This window comes from Pseudomonas sp. BW7P1 (genome assembly GCF_024981055.1).
Lineage (GTDB): Bacteria > Pseudomonadota > Gammaproteobacteria > Pseudomonadales > Pseudomonadaceae > Aquipseudomonas > Aquipseudomonas bananamidigenes.
In genome coordinates this window covers 929,138-946,412 of sequence record NZ_CP103374.1, presented here as the reverse complement: position 1 = coordinate 946,412, position 17,275 = coordinate 929,138, and the positions used below count along the sequence as shown (strand labels likewise).

The 17,275-nt window shown below is 62.5% G+C and carries 18 protein-coding genes; 11 read left to right on the top strand and 7 right to left on the bottom strand.

The genetic code is table 11. From position 1 onward, the window contains the following. The first annotated feature begins 262 nt into the window (after positions 1-262). Genes cpaB through NWV16_RS04160 form a run of 8 tightly spaced genes read left to right on the top strand, consistent with a single transcriptional unit; the run spans position 263 to position 7,713 of the window. Positions 263-1,204 carry a Flp pilus assembly protein CpaB gene (gene cpaB / locus NWV16_RS04195; protein WP_260522082.1) on the top strand — a complete coding sequence of 314 codons (942 nt, stop codon included), beginning with the start codon at positions 263-265 and terminating at the stop codon, positions 1,202-1,204. Between the two features lie 20 nt (positions 1,205-1,224). Further along, entirely contained in the window at positions 1,225-2,448 is a 1,224-nt protein-coding gene (locus tag NWV16_RS04190; protein ID WP_260522081.1) for a type II and III secretion system protein family protein, read from the top strand. Beyond that, positions 2,445-3,635 carry a pilus assembly protein gene (locus NWV16_RS04185; RefSeq protein WP_260522080.1) on the top strand — a complete coding sequence of 397 codons (1,191 nt, stop codon included), beginning with the start codon at positions 2,445-2,447 and terminating at the stop codon, positions 3,633-3,635. Before NWV16_RS04190 ends, NWV16_RS04185 begins: the two co-directional genes overlap by 4 nt. After that, positions 3,632-4,900, top strand: coding sequence for a CpaF family protein (locus NWV16_RS04180; RefSeq protein WP_260522079.1), 1,269 nt, complete (start codon positions 3,632-3,634; stop codon positions 4,898-4,900). Before NWV16_RS04185 ends, NWV16_RS04180 begins: the two co-directional genes overlap by 4 nt. An 18-nt stretch (positions 4,901-4,918) precedes the next feature. Next, the gene (locus tag NWV16_RS04175) at positions 4,919-5,803 is read left to right on the top strand and encodes a type II secretion system F family protein (RefSeq protein ID WP_260522078.1); all 885 of its coding nucleotides are present in this window, start codon (positions 4,919-4,921) and stop codon (positions 5,801-5,803) included. Between the two features lies 1 nt (position 5,804). After that, positions 5,805-6,686: a type II secretion system F family protein gene (locus tag NWV16_RS04170; protein WP_260522077.1), complete on the top strand. Its 882-nt coding sequence runs from the start codon at positions 5,805-5,807 to the stop codon at positions 6,684-6,686. A gap of 15 nt (positions 6,687-6,701) precedes the next feature. Next, positions 6,702-7,424, top strand: a complete 723-nt coding sequence (locus NWV16_RS04165) for a tetratricopeptide repeat protein (RefSeq protein WP_260522076.1) — start codon at positions 6,702-6,704, stop codon at positions 7,422-7,424. Between the two features lie 16 nt (positions 7,425-7,440). Continuing rightward, positions 7,441-7,713: a DUF3613 domain-containing protein gene (locus NWV16_RS04160; RefSeq protein WP_260522075.1), complete on the top strand. Its 273-nt coding sequence runs from the start codon at positions 7,441-7,443 to the stop codon at positions 7,711-7,713. A 49-nt stretch (positions 7,714-7,762) separates the two neighbouring features. Here the strand turns inward: NWV16_RS04160 and NWV16_RS04155 are convergent, their stop codons facing one another. Beyond that, positions 7,763-8,539 (bottom strand): response regulator transcription factor, encoded by a 777-nt coding sequence (locus NWV16_RS04155; RefSeq protein ID WP_312846921.1) that lies wholly within the window; start codon positions 8,537-8,539, stop codon positions 7,763-7,765. A gap of 124 nt (positions 8,540-8,663) precedes the next feature. Then, the gene (locus tag NWV16_RS04150) at positions 8,664-9,134 is read right to left on the bottom strand and encodes a prepilin peptidase (RefSeq protein WP_260522073.1); all 471 of its coding nucleotides are present in this window, start codon (positions 9,132-9,134) and stop codon (positions 8,664-8,666) included. A gap of 75 nt (positions 9,135-9,209) precedes the next feature. Here NWV16_RS04150 and NWV16_RS04145 point away from each other — a divergent pair, with 75 nt between their 5' ends. Further along, positions 9,210-9,656: a TadE/TadG family type IV pilus assembly protein gene (locus NWV16_RS04145; protein ID WP_260522072.1), complete on the top strand. Its 447-nt coding sequence runs from the start codon at positions 9,210-9,212 to the stop codon at positions 9,654-9,656. Continuing rightward, positions 9,653-12,403 (top strand): ATP-binding protein, encoded by a 2,751-nt coding sequence (locus NWV16_RS04140; RefSeq protein WP_260522071.1) that lies wholly within the window; start codon positions 9,653-9,655, stop codon positions 12,401-12,403. Before NWV16_RS04145 ends, NWV16_RS04140 begins: the two co-directional genes overlap by 4 nt. Here the strand turns inward: NWV16_RS04140 and NWV16_RS04135 are convergent. The 5 genes from NWV16_RS04135 to NWV16_RS04115 all read right to left on the bottom strand — a co-directional run bounded on the left by NWV16_RS04135 (position 12,400) and on the right by NWV16_RS04115 (position 16,833). Then, complete coding sequence (locus NWV16_RS04135; protein WP_260522070.1) at positions 12,400-14,397, bottom strand: pilus assembly protein TadG-related protein; 1,998 nt, start codon at positions 14,395-14,397, stop codon at positions 12,400-12,402. The two genes, NWV16_RS04140 and NWV16_RS04135, sit on opposite strands and share 4 nt — an antisense overlap. Positions 14,398-14,545: 148 nt before the next feature. Beyond that, a complete protein-coding gene (locus NWV16_RS04130) occupies positions 14,546-15,103 on the bottom strand; it encodes a DUF4136 domain-containing protein (RefSeq protein ID WP_065260243.1) in 558 nt (185 codons plus the stop codon). Positions 15,104-15,157: 54 nt separating this feature from the next. Next, positions 15,158-15,769 carry a DUF4136 domain-containing protein gene (locus NWV16_RS04125; RefSeq protein ID WP_260522069.1) on the bottom strand — a complete coding sequence of 204 codons (612 nt, stop codon included), beginning with the start codon at positions 15,767-15,769 and terminating at the stop codon, positions 15,158-15,160. Between the two features lie 12 nt (positions 15,770-15,781). Beyond that, entirely contained in the window at positions 15,782-16,531 is a 750-nt protein-coding gene (locus NWV16_RS04120) for a methyltransferase (RefSeq protein ID WP_260522068.1), read from the bottom strand. Further along, positions 16,531-16,833 (bottom strand): MazG-like family protein, encoded by a 303-nt coding sequence (locus NWV16_RS04115; RefSeq protein ID WP_260522067.1) that lies wholly within the window; start codon positions 16,831-16,833, stop codon positions 16,531-16,533. Before NWV16_RS04115 ends, NWV16_RS04120 begins: the two co-directional genes overlap by 1 nt. Before the next feature lie 143 nt (positions 16,834-16,976). Here NWV16_RS04115 and NWV16_RS04110 point away from each other — a divergent pair, with 143 nt between their 5' ends. Beyond that, positions 16,977-17,270 carry a hypothetical protein gene (locus tag NWV16_RS04110; RefSeq protein WP_065260247.1) on the top strand — a complete coding sequence of 98 codons (294 nt, stop codon included), beginning with the start codon at positions 16,977-16,979 and terminating at the stop codon, positions 17,268-17,270. The last annotated feature ends 5 nt before the right edge of the window (positions 17,271-17,275 follow it).

The following is a 17,275-nucleotide window of genomic DNA, read 5'->3' as shown; positions in this document are numbered from 1 at the left end:
GCATTGTCAACAAACCACCCCTCAACAACTGTAAGAACGGATTAATCCCAAAGCATTAGTCGCTTCGTCTTTCTGCCCATTTCGACTGCTAATTGGCCAACCCCCATACTTTCGTAGGTTATTTGCCCGCCAGTAATGGCGTTTTGGCTTGTTTCAGCTAGCGTGGAAATAGCGAAATAGTTGGATGTTCATAGCTGCCTGATTGCGATGTTCCCTTGTTGGAAGTGCGGGCTGGTAGTGCAGCTGGAAAGGGAGAGCCATCATGAACAGTCGCGTCACCATGGGCCTTGCCGCCGTGCTCTTGCTGGGAGCCATCGTTGTCGGCTACTGGGGCCTTGTTCTCAGCCGGCAACCGGCTCCCGTTGCCGAGACTCCTGCACCTGCGGTGGTCACCGTGGAAAAGACCGTTGCCGCCGCCGAAGACCAGACCCGCCAGCCCGTGGTCGTCCTGGTGCACGACGTTCCGCCATTCACCCCGCTCACCGCCGCCGACCTGGCCATCGAAAAACTGCGCAGCGCTCCCGCCGGCAGCCTCGGCACCCTCGAACAAGCCGTAGGCCGCACGCCCTGGCGTCGTCTCAGTGCAGGAACCTGGCTCAACGCCGAAAGCTTTGAAGCCGGTGGTGCGCTGGCCCGCATGATCCACAGCGATGAGCGTGCGCTGGCCGTTTCGGTGGATGAAGTGATCGGTGCCGCCGGACAGTTGATGCCCGGTGATTACGTCGATGTGTTGCTGTACCTGCGTCAGGACGCCAGCAACCCGCAACAGTCGGCGCAGATCGTGGTGCCGGCAATGCGCGTACTCGGCGTTGGCGAACAGTACGGCCTGACCAACGACGGCCAGCCAGCCACACCGGCACTGAGCACCGATGACAAGCTCAAACAGGATCAGCGCCGGCTCACCGCGCGCACCGTGGTACTGGCGGTACCGGAGCAACTGCTGAGCCGGATGATGCTCGCCACCCAGGTCGGGACCTTGCGCCTGGCGGTGCGCAGCAGCGAAGAACAGCGCCTGGCCAAATACTGGGCCGGCGAAAAGCAGACACAGGACAAACTGGTCGCCGCCAACAGCCAGCTCTTCCAGTTCACCCAGCTCGCGCTGGGCGCCGTACCGAAAGTCCCGTACAGCGGCGAACACAACGGCGCAGCGCGGCCGGCGGTGGAAGTGATTCGCGGCAATCAGGTCACCCAACAGAATCCATGACTGAGCAAGGATCCAAGTGCATGCAGAGTCGTTCCTGGCCGACCTTCAACCCCCTGCTGCGGGGCTTGCTGTTGATGGGACTGTCGATGAGCGCCGCGCAGGCGGCCACCGGCAACTGCTCGGCGTTGAGCCGGCTGCCGCCAGTGATTGAAGTCAACGAGGGTTGGCAACAAGACATGCAATCGCCGGTGGCAATCACGCGCCTGGCCATCGGCGACCCGAAAATCGCCGATGTGCACGCCACCGGCAATTCGTCATTTCTGCTCACCGGCATGGCCCCCGGCGCCACCAGCCTGATGGTCTGGACCGCGTGTTCGAGCGAGCCGCGTCAGAGCATGGTGTTTGTCCAGGGTGCCGCCACGAACGCGCTGACCGGGAGCGCTCCATTGCCGTCGGAAGATGCGCAGCTGCCATCACAGGTACAGACTGACATTCGCTTCGTCGAAGTCAGCCGCACCAAGCTCAAACAGGCCTCGGCCTCGATCATCGGTACCCGTGGCAATTTCCTCTTCGGCTCTCCGGGGACATTGCCGCCCATCGATGGCGTACCGCAACCACGCCTGCCGGTGGATAACTCGCTGTTCAACTTCTCGTGGATCGGCGGCAAGACCATGGCAATCATCAATGCCCTGGAGGGCAGCGGTTTTGCCTACACCCTGGCCCGCCCCAGTCTGGTGGCGCTGAGCGGACAGAGCGCGAGCTTCCTTGCCGGTGGCCAGATCCCGATTCCGGTACCCAGCGCCGGCAGCGACAGCGTGTCGATCGAATACAAGGAATTCGGCATACGCCTGACCCTGACGCCGACGATCATCAGCCACGATCGCATCGCCCTGAAAGTCGCACCGGAAGTCAGCGAGCTGGACTTCAGCAATGCCGTGCAGATTGCTGGCACCACAGTGCCGGCCCTGACCATCCGCCGTACCGACACGAGCATTTCCCTGGCCGATGGCGAGAGCTTCGTCATCAGCGGTCTGATCAGCACCAGCAACACGTCTCAGGTCAACAAGTTTCCGGGGCTGGGAGATATCCCGGTGCTGGGAGCGTTTTTCAAAAGCTCGCAGATCAAACGCGAAGAGCGCGAACTGCTGATGATCGTCACCCCGCATCTGGTGCATCCGCTGTCGGCAGAGGCGCAACTGCCGTCGCTGCCGGGAGAGAAACTGCGCAACTACGATCCGAACTTCTACCGCATGTTTTTCCTGGAGAACGGCAACTTCGACAAACGCAGCGGGTTGTCCCAATGAGCCAGAACCTGAGTCAGACCTTTCTCGCCATCACCCGCAACAGCACCGATCTGGAGTGGCTGCAAAACGCGCTCGCCCCGTTGGGACAAGTGGTCAGCGCCGGTACGGGCAGCCTCGACGAATTACTCGCGCTGGTGGATGTCACCTTCGCCAGCCTGGTGTTCGTCGGCCTCGATCGTGAACACGTGGTCGCCCAGAGCGCACTGATCGAAGGCGCGCTGGAAGCCAAGCCGATGCTGGCGATCGTGGCCCTGGGCGACGGCATGGACAACCAGTTGGTGCTCAACGCCATGCGCGCCGGGGCGCGTGATTTCGTCGCCTACGGTTCGCGTTCCAGCGAGGTGGCCGGACTGGTGCGCCGCCTGAGCAAACGCATGCCGCCGGTGACCCACAATGCGCAACTGGGTGGCCTGACGGTTCTGTACGGCGTGCAGAGCAGTTCCGACGGCGCGCTGTTGTCCAACCATATGGCACTGGTGGTGCAAAAGAGCGGGCAACAGACACTGCTGCTGGACCTCGGGCTACCCCGCGGCGACAGTCTGGCGCTGCTGGGGCTGGAGAGTTCGTTCCACTTCGGCGATGCCTTGCGCCATGTGCGCAGGCTCGACGCCACGCTGATCGACAGCGCCTTCACCAGCGCCGAAGCGGGGCTGCGGATTCTCGCGTACGCCGACAATGACGAGCCGCTGGAAAGCACCAGCGCCGCCGAGCTGTACATGCTGCTCAGCGCGCTGCGCCAGCACTTCCAGCACATCGTCGTGAACCTCACCGGCCAGCCCGACAGCGAAGCGTTGCGCACCTTCGTCAGCCATTGCGACAAACTGATCTGGTACACCGACCAGAACGTCCTCAATTGCCGGCGTAATCTCGCAGTGTTCAATCTATGGCGGGAAAAAGGCATGAAGCTCGACCACGGACGGCTCTTGGTCGACCGTTATCTGAGCAACGTGGCGCCGGATGCGGAAACCCTCGGCAAGACCTTCAATCTCGAGGTGATCGCCGTGCTGGCCTTGAGTCCGGAGTTGCGTCTGAACGCCAAGAATCAGGGTGTCAGCCTGTTTGAACTGGCCCCCAGGGAAAAACTCACCCAGAGCCTGCGGGCGCTTGGCGAACGACTGGCCAAACGCTCCGAGGGCCTGGCCAAACCCAGGGTCACCTGGTTCGACCGGTTGCGAGGCACCTCATGAGCGCGGAAAAACTCTTCGGTGCCCCGGCGCGCGGTCAGTCGGGCAACAGCGACCACGAAGGCCTGAAACTGGTGCTGCATCGCTACATCATCGATGCCATCGAGGAATCCGGAAAAAATCTGCTGGAAGGTTCGCGGCAGTTGCTGGCGCAGTTCGTCACCGACAAGGTCGCCGAATACATCGCCCGCCTGCACCTGGCGATTTCACGCTACGAGATGGAACGGCTGGCGGAAGAGATCGTCGATGAACTGACCGGATTCGGCCCGCTGGAAGTGTTGCTGCGCGACAGCGCCGTGACCGAGATTCTGGTCAACGGCCCGCACCGCGTGTTCATCGAACGCGACGGCGTGCTGCATCAAAGTGACCTGCGCTTCATCGATGCACATCACGTCGAACGGGTCATGCAACGCATTCTCGCGCCCCTCGGGCGACGGCTGGACGAATCTTCGCCGATGGTCGATGCGCGGCTTCCCGACGGCAGTCGGGTCAACGCGATCATCCCGCCGATCGCCCTTGACGGGCCGTGCCTGTCGATCCGGAAGTTTCGCAAGGACATGCTCAAGAGCAGCGACCTGATCGCCATGCAGACCATCGACCTGGCCATATTCGACTGCCTGCAGGAAGCGGTGGGCAAGCGCTGCAACATCCTGATCAGCGGCGGCACCGGGACCGGCAAGACCACGCTGCTGAACATTCTCAGCCAATTGATCAATCCCCACGAACGGTTGGTGACCATCGAGGACGTCGCCGAACTGCAGCTTGGCCACCCGCACGTAGTACGTCTTGAAACACGCCCGCCGAACGCCGAAGGCCATGGCGAGGTCAAGGCCAGCGACCTGATCCGCAATGCCCTGCGGATGCGGCCGGACCGGATCATCCTCGGCGAGATCCGTGGCGTCGAAGTGCTCGACGTGCTGACGGCGATGAACACCGGTCACGATGGCTCAATGAGCACGGTCCACGCCAACAATGCCCAGGACGCACTGCTGCGTCTGGAAACCCTGGTCGGTCTGACCGGCCGCTCGGTGGCCGAGCGCACGTTGCGACAGATGATCTGTGCCGCGCTCGACCTGATCATCCAGTTGACCCGCATGCCCGATGGCCGACGCTGCGTGAGCGAGGTGGTGGAAGTGGTCGGTGTGCGCGAAGACATCTATGTCACCAACACCTTGTTCCGCCTCGACCGGCGCACCGGGTTCGGCTTCCTGCGCGAAGCGGTCAATCCGGCCGGCGACAAGTTGCGGCACGAATCGAGCCTGGGCTGAGCGCATGGAGCTTTCGTCATGACGGGGCCGGTGATTCTCATCGCCATTTGCCTGATGCTGCTGGGGCTGTCGATCCGCCTGTTCCTGCAGGGCGTGCGCAAGACCGCCAACGAACGGGTGCTCAGCCGCCTGGCCGCCGGACAACCACAGACTGCGCCGGGAAAAACCTCCAGGATCGGGCTCGAGCGCATGTTCCTGCGCGCAGGTCTGGGCCGTCCCGGCGAGCGTCTGGGGTTATGGCTGGCGCTGTGGGTCATCGCGATGATGCTCGGTTACCTGGCCGCCGACTGGGTCGGTCTGTTGATCCTGACGCTGGCGCCGCCTCTGGCGCTGCGGCTGTACATCGCCTGGCTGTATCGACGGCGGCTCCGTCGCATGATCGAGCAACTGCCGCAGTTGCTCGATCACACGGTGCGCAGCCTCAAATCCGGGCGCACCCTGAGCGACGCCGTGCTCGGCGGCATCGAGTCCAGCGAGGATCCGTTGAAAACCGCAATGGGCCGGGTACAGCGCAACGTGCAACTGGGGGTGAACCTGCCGGATGCCGTGAACGACTTCGCCGAGCTCTACGAACAGGACGAACTGCGCATGTTCGCCCTGGGCCTGAAGGTCAATCACCGCTACGGCGGCAATGCCAGCGAGCTGCTGGAAAACCTGATCAAACTGATCCGCGAGCGCGATCAGGGCGCCCGCCAGCTGCGCGCCCTGACCGGCGAAACCCGCCTGACGGCGTGGGTGCTCGGATCGCTGCCGGTGATCCTGGTCAGCTATTTCATGCTGACCAATCCCGGTTACATGCTCGGCATGTGGAAAGACCCCGGTGGCCAGACCATGCTGATCGTCGCGGTGGTGTTGCAGGTGATCGGCAGCCTGGCGCTGTGGCGCATGTTGAGGAGTGTCTGAGATGGTGATCCTGGCCAGTCTCATGCTGCTCGGGGCGCTGATGCTGGTCGGCAACCATCTATTGACTGAACGCCGTCGGGTGCGTCAGGTCAACCAGCGCCTGCAAGGTCATCTGGTGCGCGAAAGCCGTCTGCGCAACTGGATGCGAGCGCTGGGCAACAGCCGTTTCGGCCAGCGCTCGGTGAGCATGGACAGCGAAACCCAGACCCTGCTCAACCGCCTCGGCTGGCGCCGCGCCAGCGAGCGCTCGCTGTTTGCCGCGTGCCAGATCGGTACGCCGCTGCTGGCATTGGGCATCGGGTTGTTCTTGCAGGAAGTGTTCTTTCCCCAGACGCCCAAGGGCTGGCTGGTGCCGATGTTCGCCACCGGCACCGGTTATCTGCTGCCCAAGCGCCTGCTGGCCTATGCCGCCGCCCGGCGGCAGAAAAACATCGCCGTGGAGGTTTCGACGTTCCTTCCTCTGCTGCGCATCCTGTTCGAATCCGGCATGGCGGTCGAACAGGCGTTGCGTGTGTTGAGCATCGAAGGGCAGAAACTGTTGCCGGAACTGACCAGCGAATTGCGCCTGATTCTGGCCCGCGTCGACTCGGGGCTGGAACTGGGTCAGGAACTGAACAACGCTGCGACGATGCTGGCGGTGGATGAGTTCACCGACACCTGCGTGATCCTCCAGCAACTGATTCAACAGGGCGGCGGCGCGATGAAATCGCTGCTGGCGCTCAAGCAACTGCTGGATGACCGACGTCTGACGCGTTTGCAGGAGTACATCTCGAAGATGTCGGCGAAGATGTCGATGGTCATGATGCTGTTCCTGTTTCCGGCCTTGCTGATCGTGCTGGCGGGCCCCGGATTTACCGCAATCACCCGGGCGTTCGCGTCCTGACATGGAGAGCGTTTGATGAAAGCACTGATGGTGGTGGCGAGCCTGTTGCTGCTGGGCGGTTGCGCAACCGATGGCCAGGCGCCGTGGACAGCCATGCTGGCGCCCGCCGGTTGCAGCAAGCTGAGTTCGGAGCAGGAGCTGTCGCTGAATCTGGTGGACGAACTGGCCAACGACGGCAAGCTGCACGCCAGTCTGGCCAACCTGCAGGGTCTGCCCGACACCCTGGTGGAAGTGCGTCTGCGCAAGGCCAAGGTCTATCGCCTGCTGGGGCGCAGCGAAGCCGAACCGCTGTATCGCGGTCTGCTCGGCACCTGCCTGAGTGCCGACGCCGAACACGGTCTGGGTCAGCTGTATGCCGCCCGGGGCGATAACGGTCAGGCGCAGGCTCACCTGCAACGGGCCGTTCGGCTGGCGCCGACCAATGAAAACATCCACAACGATCTGGGCGTGGTGTACCTCAATCAGTTGCGACTCGAAGACGCGCGCTTCGAGTTCCTGACAGCCATCGAACTCAAGCAGAACAATCAACTGGCGACGCTGAATCTGGTCACCCTGCTGATCTACCAGAACAACTGGCAGCAAGCCGCCGAAATCGTCAGTCGTGCGCACCTGAGCCCGGAACAGTTCACCGAGGCTCAGGAGCGCGCAGAAAGACTCAAGGCTCCGGTTCCGGCCAAATCTGCCGCAAGCAATCAGGTCGCGGCGGTGGCCGATCCGCAACCGGCAACCCTCAAATGACCCTCAAGGAGCTGCCATGCACATCTTCAAGACACTGTGCTGCCTGAGCCTGCTGAGCCTGCCGCTCGGCGTACAGGCCATCGACGCCGGCCCTGCCTCGGCCCAGCAGCAGGAAACCGAGGGCTGGCTGCTGCTGCAAAGCCGTAACAAGGCCGCCTCCCCGGATCCGCAGGCCGCCACGGCCACCGAGCGGGAACTGGCCATGCAACGCTGGCTGAAGAAATACAAATACGACATCCCCGACTTCTATGACCAGGATGCCGGAGGCAAGATCGACACCAAGAATTGAGGGGTAAGGCAGCCGTCGGTGATCTGACTCTGACGGCTGCAAAGCCCGGTCAATGCTCCGTGACCCGCTGCCGCAAAGCCGCTGCGCTCGGCGAAAGGGCCAGCGCCAGTTGGGTGCGGTTGTGCATATGGGTCAGGCGCAGCACCTGCGAGACGTAAAGTTTCACGGTGTTTTCGGTGATGCCCAGTTCGCAGGCAATCTGATAGTTGGTCTGCCCCTTGCCCACCAGTCGCGCCACATCCAGTTGCCGTGGGGACAACTGATTGAAGATGGCCGGGATCTCCAGTGCATCCGCGTCACCCGATGCCTGTTCGCTGACGATTGCCGGCCCGCGGCGCACCCTGTCCAGATCCTGATACAGATCATCGATGGACGACGACAGGTCCTGCAATTTCTGGTTCAAGTGCCCCAGTTGCAGGGTTTTCTGCCGCTCCTGCAGGACCGTTTCCTGGCGCTGCAAGCCTTCGAGCAACTCGTCGAGATTGACCGGCTTCTGGTAGTAATCGGAAATTCCGGCGCGTAACGCCTTGATCACGTCCTGCTTGTCGGCGCGACCGGTCAGCATGATCGCCTCGAACACCCGCTGCTTGCCGGCCTGGCGTTGCAGCTCCTGCACCAGTTGAATGCCGTCGAGGTCCGGCATGTGCAGATCGCACAGCACCAGACCGATCGCCGGATCTTCGGCAAAACGCTCGACCGCCTCCCTGCCGGACCCGCAGGGTACACAGCGAAACCCGCTGCTCTCGAGAAACTCGCAGAGCTCCTCGACGATCAATGGCTGATCATCGACAACGAGGACCTTTACCGCAGACGTAAGCTTGTTCACGTGCCACTCCATGCCCGGGCCAAAACTGACCATTCCTGTACTGTCAGCCGTTGGCTGTATAACCAGTACATTGAAAGTAGACGCACTTTCCGACTATGTACATAAGACTAGTGGCGTTTGGCGACTAATGGATCCAGGGGAGTGCCAGCAAAAAACCGACCAGCACGAACGGCGCAAATGGCAGCTTTTTTGTCATCGATGGCGTCATATATCGAAGACGATGCCTAAGTCCTTGACTCATATGCAGCCAGAGTCTTGGCGCCAGCAGGATCCAGACCAGGCTCGCTGCGCCGGCACCGACAAAAACACCGAGCAGCGACAGACCGTCCGTCGCCAGACCGAGGGCTGTCATTAATTTCACATCGCCGGCCCCCATGCGCCCCATGAAATACCCCGGCAGGGTGAACGCCAGCGCCAACAGACAAGCCCAGCCCCCCTGCACCGCTGCGGCCCCCGTCCAGGTCGTTCCGAAATACAGCAGATAAACCAGTGCCAGGGCACCAACACCCAACGTCATGATGTTGGCAATCCTGCGTTGCCGGGCATCCTGGACCGCGCACAGGGTCAGCCAGATCAGAAGAACAAGACTTTGCATCCGGTAAAAACCGTCCGTTTTGGCTGAATGATTCTATGCTGGTACTACGCAGTGACTGTCAGGGTAGACGCACGGATGAAAACCGGCTCTCGGAAGGCGCAAAAAGGCGCGGTGGCGATCGAGTTCGCCCTGGTGTTCGTGATCTTTTTCGCGGTGTTTTACGGCCTGGTCAGCTACGCCCTGCCGCTCGTGCTGATGCAGACGTTCAATCAGGCCACGGCCGAGGCGGTACGTCGAAGCGTCGCGGTCGACCCCACGACGCCCAACTATTCGACGGTTGTCGTCAACACCGCCAATGCCGCCCTGACGCAGCAGTTTTCAGGCTTGCCAGCCTCCCTGAACGTGGTGGTTGGCGTGGACACGTCGGCGACCTATGACGCCGCGCAAGGCACGCTCACCGTCAGCGTCAACTACCCCGTCAGCAAGCTCAATCAGGTCATTCCGTTTCTGGTGTTGCCGGGCATCGGCGCTGTTCCGAGCCTGCCCACCCATTTGACCGCCAGCTCGAGCCTGAAATTTTGACGCCCGGGGACAATCTGTTCGGTCGCCTGCTCAAGCGCGGTCCGCTCGCCGGCGACGTGCCGGATGTGCTCGGCTCACCGGCGACGGGCCTGCATCTGTACCTCGATGGCGAAGGTTCTGTGTTGCAAATCGCCGGACCGTTGCGCCACCTGCTGGCGCAGCAGGTGCCCCGGGATACACCGCTGCCACTGCGCGACCATCTGTTGCCCCACAGCACTCTGACCATCGAAGGCCGGCCCCCGGACTGGCAAGGGCAACTGCTGGACCTGGACTTCACCGGTCTGGGCGAGCAGGTCCTGCACCTGCGCGGCTGGGTACAGCCGTTGGGCAACGGTTGGCTGCTGCAACTGATCGACATTACCGATCTCTTGTCCGAACGCCGGCAGGCCCATCAACGCGAGGCGTGCCACGCCATTGCCGAGCAGATCAGCAAGCAGTTGCGCAGCTGCAGCCTGGGGCGACTGCCCACGGTCGTCAGCGATCAACTGCAGATGATTGCCCAGCGCTGGCAGATCCCGTGTGTGGCACTCGCACTGCTCAATGAACAGGAACAGGGGTGGCAGATTCACTGCGAATTCCACGCCCACGATGCACCGGCGCTGTGGCATGACGGCCAGCGCCTGGGCACGCCGCTGGACAGTCTCAATGGCACCGCCCCGCAACGCTTGGGTGCGCATTACGGCCAGTATGAACATTCACGGGTCCAGGGCCTGTTCGGCAACGCCGAGGGGTTCGCCGTGCCCTACAGCGACGATCGAGGCGTCATGGCGTGGCTGCTCTGCGGCTTTTACGCCGTCGACAAGACCGCCCCGTACCTGACCGACCGCGACTGGCTGATGCTGGCCGGGGCATTGGCGGGGCCGCTGCTCGGGCGCTTGCGCGAGCAACAGCATCAACTGCAACTGGAACGCCTGGAATCGTTGCAGACACTGCTGGGCACCGGCTGGTGGGAAATCGGCAGCGGTGGCGAACATATCCAACTGGCGCCGACACTGACCACCATTCTGCAACAGGACAGTTCGACGCTGCCCCTGGAAAACTGGCTGAACCTGATCCACCCCGCCGACCGCGAAGAAGTGCGCAGCCGATTGCAGTCGCTCCAGCTGCATGGAGAAATCCTCGACCTGTGCGTGCGCCTGCACCCTCATGACGCCAGTCAGACGCCAGCGTGGTATCGCCTTCAGGGACAGGTCAGCGGCACCGGCGATCACCGTCGGCTGGCGGGCTTCATGCTGGACATCAGCGACATCAAGAATCAGCAGCAACGGGCCGCGGCGGCTCATGCGCGGCTGGACAATCTGATCGCCAGCTCGCCGGCGGTGATCTATGTCCAGCACTACGTCGAGGGCGCGTTGCTGCCGGCGTTTTTCAGCGCCAGCCTGCAACCGCTGCTGGGCTGGAGCCTGGAAGACTGCGATGCCGCTGCGCTGGTGGAGCGGATTCATCCCGATGACCGGCCCCTGTATTTCGAACGGACCCGGCAGCTGTTGCGCGAAGGCTCGGTGCGTGCCCGTTATCGCCTGCGCGACCATCGCGGCGATTATCACTGGTTGCTCGATGAAGCCCGCCTGCTGCGCAACGACCTTGGCCTGCCGGTGGAAGCCGTCGGACTCTGGCTGGACGTCACCGAGGCGACGCTGGCCGCCGAGCAGGTCAGGCAAAGCGAAGAACGCTACCGGATCCTGGTGGAAGACTCCCCGGCGATGATCTGCCGCTATCGTCCGGACCTGATCCTGACCTTCGGCAACCGCCCGCTGGCGAAGTATCTGGAATGCGCTCCCGAAGCGCTGGCCGGCGTCGATCTGGGCAGCTGGATGTCCGATGCGCAGCGCACAGCATTCGTCGAACGCCTGGCACAGTTGACCCCGGAATCCCCGGTCAGCACCGCCGAAATCAATCTGCAATTGCCGGGGCGCGAGCATGCGTGGTGGGTGTGGTCGGATCGCGGCGTGTTCGATGAGCACGGGAAACTGATCGAAGTGCAGGCCGTGGGCCGCGACAACACCGAAGTGCGCCGCTCCCAGCAACAGCTGACCCAAAGCGCGAAAATGGCCACCCTCGGCGAAATGGCCACAGGCCTCGCCCACGAGATCAACCAGCCGCTGAACGTGATGCGCATGGCCATCGTCAATGTGCAGAAACGCCTGAGCAACGGCGATGCACAGATCGACTACCTGACCGACAAACTCAACCGCATCGACGCCCAGGTCCAGCGTGCCGCGAAAGTCGTGGACCACATGCGGGTGTTCGGCCGCCGCTCGGAGATCGAGCAGCAACTGTTCAACCCCGCCAGCGCCATCGAAGGCACGCTGTCGCTGCTGGCCGAAGGCATGCGCGGCAAGGGTGTGGACCTGCGCATCAGCGAAACCGCATTTGAGGTTCAGGTACGCGGATACGTCGATCAACTGGAGCAGGTGTTGATCAACCTGATGGTCAACGCCCGGGATGCGCTGCTGGGCAAACGCGAGTCCGATACGGCGTTCAAGCCATGGATTTCGATCTACGCCGAGCGTGACGAGCAGAAGGTGCGTCTGTGGGTCGAGGACAACGGCGGGGGTATCGACCCGCGTCTGCTGGAGCGGATTTTCGAGCCGTTCTTCACCACCAAACCGGTGGGCGTGGGGACCGGTCTGGGGTTGTCGGTGAGTTACGGCATCATCGAAAACATGGGCGGCCATCTGAGCGTAAGCAACTCGGCGGACGGTGCGCGGTTCTGCATCGAACTGCCGATCGCCCACGACGACTAGATGACGAGATAGGCCTTGCCGGTCTGACCGCAGGTCATATTGGCGCCCACGTCCACGTCCATCAGATTGATCCCCAACCCATTGAGCAAGTTGTTGAGCAACGGGTCGAGCAGCGGACTGACGAGATTGGTGATCAGCGGTTGCAGGATCGTCGTGACATCGCTGATCAGGCTGGCGACGCCGGTCACGATGGCCCCGAGCGGATTGCTGCCCTGCGGCCTGTAGACGATCAGATTGATCCCGGCGAGGGTGCTCGCCAGGCTGTTGACGATATTGCTGGTGGGCGCGACGGCAATCACGCTCGGCGGCAGCTTAAGGTTGGGCGGAGTGGCGAACGGCGTGCCGCTGGAAAACAGCAGATCCTGAGTGTTCTGCGCCACACTGGAGTTGACCATGATTGCAATGCCGCCGGCACCGTATTGCACGTGGGTGCTCGGGTCGCAGGTGCCGATGCCAAGGATCTTGTGGCACGTCACGATGCCCAGGTCCACCAGCGGCAACGGCGTGACCGTGGGTTCGGCCGAGGAAGAAAAGGCGTTGGTCGGATCGATCTTGCCCAGTTTGAGGTCGGCTACGGAGGTAAGGGTGTGGGCCGTCAGGCTCTTGGTTCCGGTATTACCGGCGGGGCAACTGTAATCGGTGACATAACTGACGGCCCCGCCGGCATCGAGGCTGATGTCGATTTCCGGCGAGGGCAGCAGTTGCGGGTCCAGTTGCTGACAGCCGGCACCCAGCAGGCAACCCACCGAGTTCAGGGTGGCGACCAGATTCAGGCTGAGCAGCGCATTGAGTGTCGGGGTCAGTGTGCCGACCAATCCCAACACCGCGTTGGTCAGTCCGGTCACTCCGGACAGGACCGGCAGATTCACCGAAAGCATCGTGCGGATCTGCGCAGTGCGCACATAAATCCGGTTCGGCCCCTGCGGGTCGGCCTTGGCCAACGCCGGATCGCCGATGGCGGAAAATTGCGGCGGCTCGACGACCTTGACCCGCACCGTGACATTCGCCAGCCCCAGCACGCTGATCGGCAAGGTGGCGGCCACGGCGCTGTTGCTGTTGGCCAGTTGGATCACGCCCTGGATCAGTTGCAGCAATTGCAGATTGGCGTCGAGCCCGGCCGCTGTGGTGCCGGTCTGCAACTGCAGAATATCGCCCAGCTTGAGCGGCGCGGCATTGATCGCCGCCACCTGCAATTGTCCCAGCGCGGTGATCACGTCGGCGGTGGCGCCGTTGAGCTGAACCACCGTAATCGCGGCCTGGATCAGTTGCGTCACGGTGGTCTGGGTATTGAGCAGCTGGGTGTAATTGCCGGCGGCGACGTTGAGGTTGATCGCCAGTTGATTCAGATAGCTGAGCAGATTGATGTCCGTGTTCAGCAGGCCGTTCCAGCCCAGGGCCGTCAGGTTGACGTTACCGCCGAGCAGGCCGGAAAACAGCGGATTGAGGATGTTCGACTGGGCGGTGCTGATATTGGCCAGATTGCTGCGGATATTCAGCTGGGCCACGGTCGGCTGGGGTTTGGCGGCCACTGCCGAGGCATAAAGCACGGTGTTGAGATTGAACGGCGTACCACTGAACAGTGACTGTACGCCGCCGGCGAAACTGGTGGTCACGCTGTGATTGGCGGCGACCTTGACCGCCACCGCCTGAGTGGCGTCCACGCTGAATGTGCGCAAACCGCTGGAAGCTGTCACCAGTGTGCCGCAGTCGACCACCAGCACATTGTTGGCATCGGCGACAAAACCATTGCGCGCCGCACTTTGCCCGGCGTAAGCGGCGGCAGTAAGGCCCGGCAGGCAATTGCCGCCACGGCTGACCGCTTCCAGCGCCGCATTGTCCACCAGCCGCTGAAGTTTGCGCTGCTCCATGTACAAACGGCCGGTGTCCACCATCAGCAACATCAACACCAACGCCAGGCTGAGGGTGGCGGCCGCCATCAAGCCGATAGCCCCCCGCTGCCGGGCAGGGCCGCGACACTGCGAACGACGCGACATGGCGCACTCCTTTGCCGGCGCACGGCCGGGCGCAAGCTCCGTGGGTGGATTTCAGTGTAGACGCGGCATGACGACACTGCTGGCAACGCGCCAGCCGTCCCTTCGAAAAAAAACGGGAGCCCCTGGGCTCCCGTTATGTGGCGCTCACCTAGCGCGGAGGGTAGTTCGACAGGATACGCGTCACCGTTTCATGGATGGCGCTGCTGCGATCCGCCGGGTTCGGCGTACGACTGAGCATCTGCTCGTCGCTGCCACGCCACACCAGTTTGCCGTCCTTGCCGTCGAGAAGATCGATCTGGATGGTCGCGACCTTGTACGTGATGTTGCGGGTTTCGTTGTACATCGGCCCGCCCCAGTAGCCATTCCATGGGCCGCCCCAACCGCCGCCATAGTTGGTGGTGACCTGTTGCTGACGATCCTCGACGATCAGATAGGCCTGTACGTTCAAATCACCTTTGCTGCCCGCTGCGGCCGGACGCAGGCCGCGCTGGTCCAGTTGATCGGCGACGGACTGACGAATTCGCTGTTCGGTCAGGTCGCTCTTGATCCGTGGGTCGTCCGGACGGTATTGCAGGGCGGGTTCTTTCCAGCTCCAGCTGCGGTAGGCGGCAAAGTCGCGGCTGGCGTCGTAGTCATGATTGACCTGGTTGGCGGCGCAGGCGCTGAGCAGCGCGGCCATGGCCAGTAAAGCAAAACGGCGGAACATGGTTTTTCTCCGGTGGAAAACATGAACCTGGGGGAGCTTCCGGTTCACGGGAAGCTAACCGGGAGGATACGCCGACATGGCCTTTTCCACAGCCTCGCGGATCGCATCGGCCCGGTCACTCTGATTGCCTTGCGTGCCGGTTTCGGCGCTGGCACTCCAGACCGGCTGACCGGTGCCGGCATCGAACAGATCGATCCGCACCACCACGACCTGTTCCTGATAAGTGCGAACAATGGGCACCGAGTTGTACATCCCGTAGCCCCGGCCGTAGCGGTCATAGCCGCCGTATCCGCCGTAGTAGCCGTAATCGTCCTGGACCTGGCGCAAGCGGGTTTCCAGACTCAGGTTGGCGCTGACGAACAAGTCGGCCGGACGGTTGTCATGCAACGGCCGCAAGCCACGCTGGTCCAGCGCACTGCTGACGGCTTCGGCCACCTGTGCCGAATCCGCCCAGGCACTGCCCGGGGGCAGGCGCCCGTTGAGCCACGCCCAGCTGCGGTAGCGCCCGTAATCCCGTGGCGGCGCGGGATAGGCGCTGCGGTCGAAGGTGGTCGCGGCTTGCGCTGGCGCCGGCGGCAGGGGCCGTGACTGCGCGACATAAGGGTTGCTGCCCTGGCACGCGGCCAGACCCAGACAGATCAGCAATACCCCGGAATGACCTTTCATTTCATGCTCCGATCAGATCGGCCGGCAGATCCAGTGCAGGTAGCGCCCAAGCCCGGCGAAGCTTGGGTGACGACGGTGGGCGAGCTCCATCTCGAGCAAATCGATCAACTCGGCGCGGGCCTGGAATTCCACCGGCATGTAATCATGGAAAACCCGCACCCCGCTCTGGATTTCGACCTGCCACAACCCTTCGAGTTGCGTGGCCAGTTCGCGGGGATCCAGCGGCTGCTGAGGCGTCAGGCTCTGCTTTTCGCCGGCCATGTCGTTCCTGCGCATTTTCTTGAAATGACCTTTGAGCAGGTTCCGGTAAACCAGCGCATCACGGTTGTAGAACGCCAGCGACAGCCAGCCGCCAGGTTTGGTCAGTTGATGCAGCACCGGCAGGATCGAGTGCGGTTCGGCCAGCCATTCGAGCACCGCATGGCAGATCACCACGTCATAGGGTTCGGTGAGCTGGCCGAGCAGGGCCTGCCACGGTGCTTGAATGAACGTCGCGGTCTGTCCGGCCTCGGCGAAACGCTGGCGTGCGCCTTCAAGCATCGGCTCAGCCGGTTCGGTGAAGGTCACGTCGTGCCCGCGCTCGGCCAGCCACAGCGACATGTGGCCCAGGCCGCCGCCGATATCCAGCACCCGCAACGGACGATCCGGCAGGACTTCGGCGAGATCGGCCTGCAGCACCGCGAGGCGGATCGCGCCTTTGGCGCCGCCGTAGATCTTCTCGGCGAAGCGCGTCGCCAACTGATCGAAATGACGGTCGCTCATCAGCTGAACCGCCGTTCGCTGTCGGCGAGCTTGCTGCGCACCACTTCATTCATGTCCAGCCCCAGCTCGCTGCACAGCAGCAACAGATACAGAACGATGTCACCGACTTCCTGCCCGGCATGGGCCAGTTTATCGGCGGACAATTCGCGGGACTGGTCTTCGCTCAGCCACTGGAAGATCTCGACCAGTTCGGCCATTTCCACACTGGCGGCCATGGCCAGGTTTTTCGGGCTGTGAAATTGCCGCCAGTCATTGCGGTCGCGAATGGCGTGCAGGCGTTCGGTCAGTTCAACAAGGTTCATCGGGTTCTCCTGAAGGCGTATAGCTTCGGGGGGATGCGGATCGAAGGCAAGGGCCAGCCACCGGTTAAAACCCTCTATGCTTGCAGGGAACTCGGCCGCACCCGCTGCGGCCCAAGGCTCAGCTCTTTCATCAGGATGCAAACATGCAGGTAGAAAGCTTTTTCGAATGGCTGGGCCAGGCGCTCGGCTCGATCATCCGTTTTATCGTCGACGGCCTGAGCGGTCTGTTCAACGTGTTGAGCCATGCCGGCGGCAACTTCGTCGACGGGTTGGCGAAGGCGCTGGGCATGGACACGTCGATCATCAGCATCATCGCGTTGATCATCGGCCTGATGCTGCTGTGGTCGGCGATCCGCGCCTTCATGAACGCCTCGATCATTGCCGGGATCATCTGGTTGCTGCTGGGCCTTTGGCTGTTGAGCTGGATCATTCACTGACCTCA

Bases quoted from the DNA above. Each gene is read 5' to 3' on its own strand.
- cpaB (WP_260522082.1), top strand. From the start codon at position 263: ATGAACAGTCGCGTCACCATGGGCCTTGCCGCCGTGCTCTTGCTGGGA.
- NWV16_RS04190 (WP_260522081.1), top strand. From the start codon at position 1,225: ATGCAGAGTCGTTCCTGGCCGACCTTCAACCCCCTGCTGCGGGGCTTG.
- NWV16_RS04185 (WP_260522080.1), top strand. From the start codon at position 2,445: ATGAGCCAGAACCTGAGTCAGACCTTTCTCGCCATCACCCGCAACAGC.
- NWV16_RS04180 (WP_260522079.1), top strand. From the start codon at position 3,632: ATGAGCGCGGAAAAACTCTTCGGTGCCCCGGCGCGCGGTCAGTCGGGC.
- NWV16_RS04175 (WP_260522078.1), top strand. From the start codon at position 4,919: ATGACGGGGCCGGTGATTCTCATCGCCATTTGCCTGATGCTGCTGGGG.
- NWV16_RS04170 (WP_260522077.1), top strand. From the start codon at position 5,805: ATGGTGATCCTGGCCAGTCTCATGCTGCTCGGGGCGCTGATGCTGGTC.
- NWV16_RS04165 (WP_260522076.1), top strand. From the start codon at position 6,702: ATGAAAGCACTGATGGTGGTGGCGAGCCTGTTGCTGCTGGGCGGTTGC.
- NWV16_RS04160 (WP_260522075.1), top strand. From the start codon at position 7,441: ATGCACATCTTCAAGACACTGTGCTGCCTGAGCCTGCTGAGCCTGCCG.
- NWV16_RS04150 (WP_260522073.1), bottom strand. From the start codon at position 9,134: ATGCAAAGTCTTGTTCTTCTGATCTGGCTGACCCTGTGCGCGGTCCAG.
- NWV16_RS04145 (WP_260522072.1), top strand. From the start codon at position 9,210: ATGAAAACCGGCTCTCGGAAGGCGCAAAAAGGCGCGGTGGCGATCGAG.
- NWV16_RS04135 (WP_260522070.1), bottom strand. From the start codon at position 14,397: ATGTCGCGTCGTTCGCAGTGTCGCGGCCCTGCCCGGCAGCGGGGGGCT.
- NWV16_RS04130 (WP_065260243.1), bottom strand. From the start codon at position 15,103: ATGTTCCGCCGTTTTGCTTTACTGGCCATGGCCGCGCTGCTCAGCGCC.
- NWV16_RS04125 (WP_260522069.1), bottom strand. From the start codon at position 15,769: ATGAAAGGTCATTCCGGGGTATTGCTGATCTGTCTGGGTCTGGCCGCG.
- NWV16_RS04120 (WP_260522068.1), bottom strand. From the start codon at position 16,531: ATGAGCGACCGTCATTTCGATCAGTTGGCGACGCGCTTCGCCGAGAAG.
- NWV16_RS04115 (WP_260522067.1), bottom strand. From the start codon at position 16,833: ATGAACCTTGTTGAACTGACCGAACGCCTGCACGCCATTCGCGACCGC.
- NWV16_RS04110 (WP_065260247.1), top strand. From the start codon at position 16,977: ATGCAGGTAGAAAGCTTTTTCGAATGGCTGGGCCAGGCGCTCGGCTCG.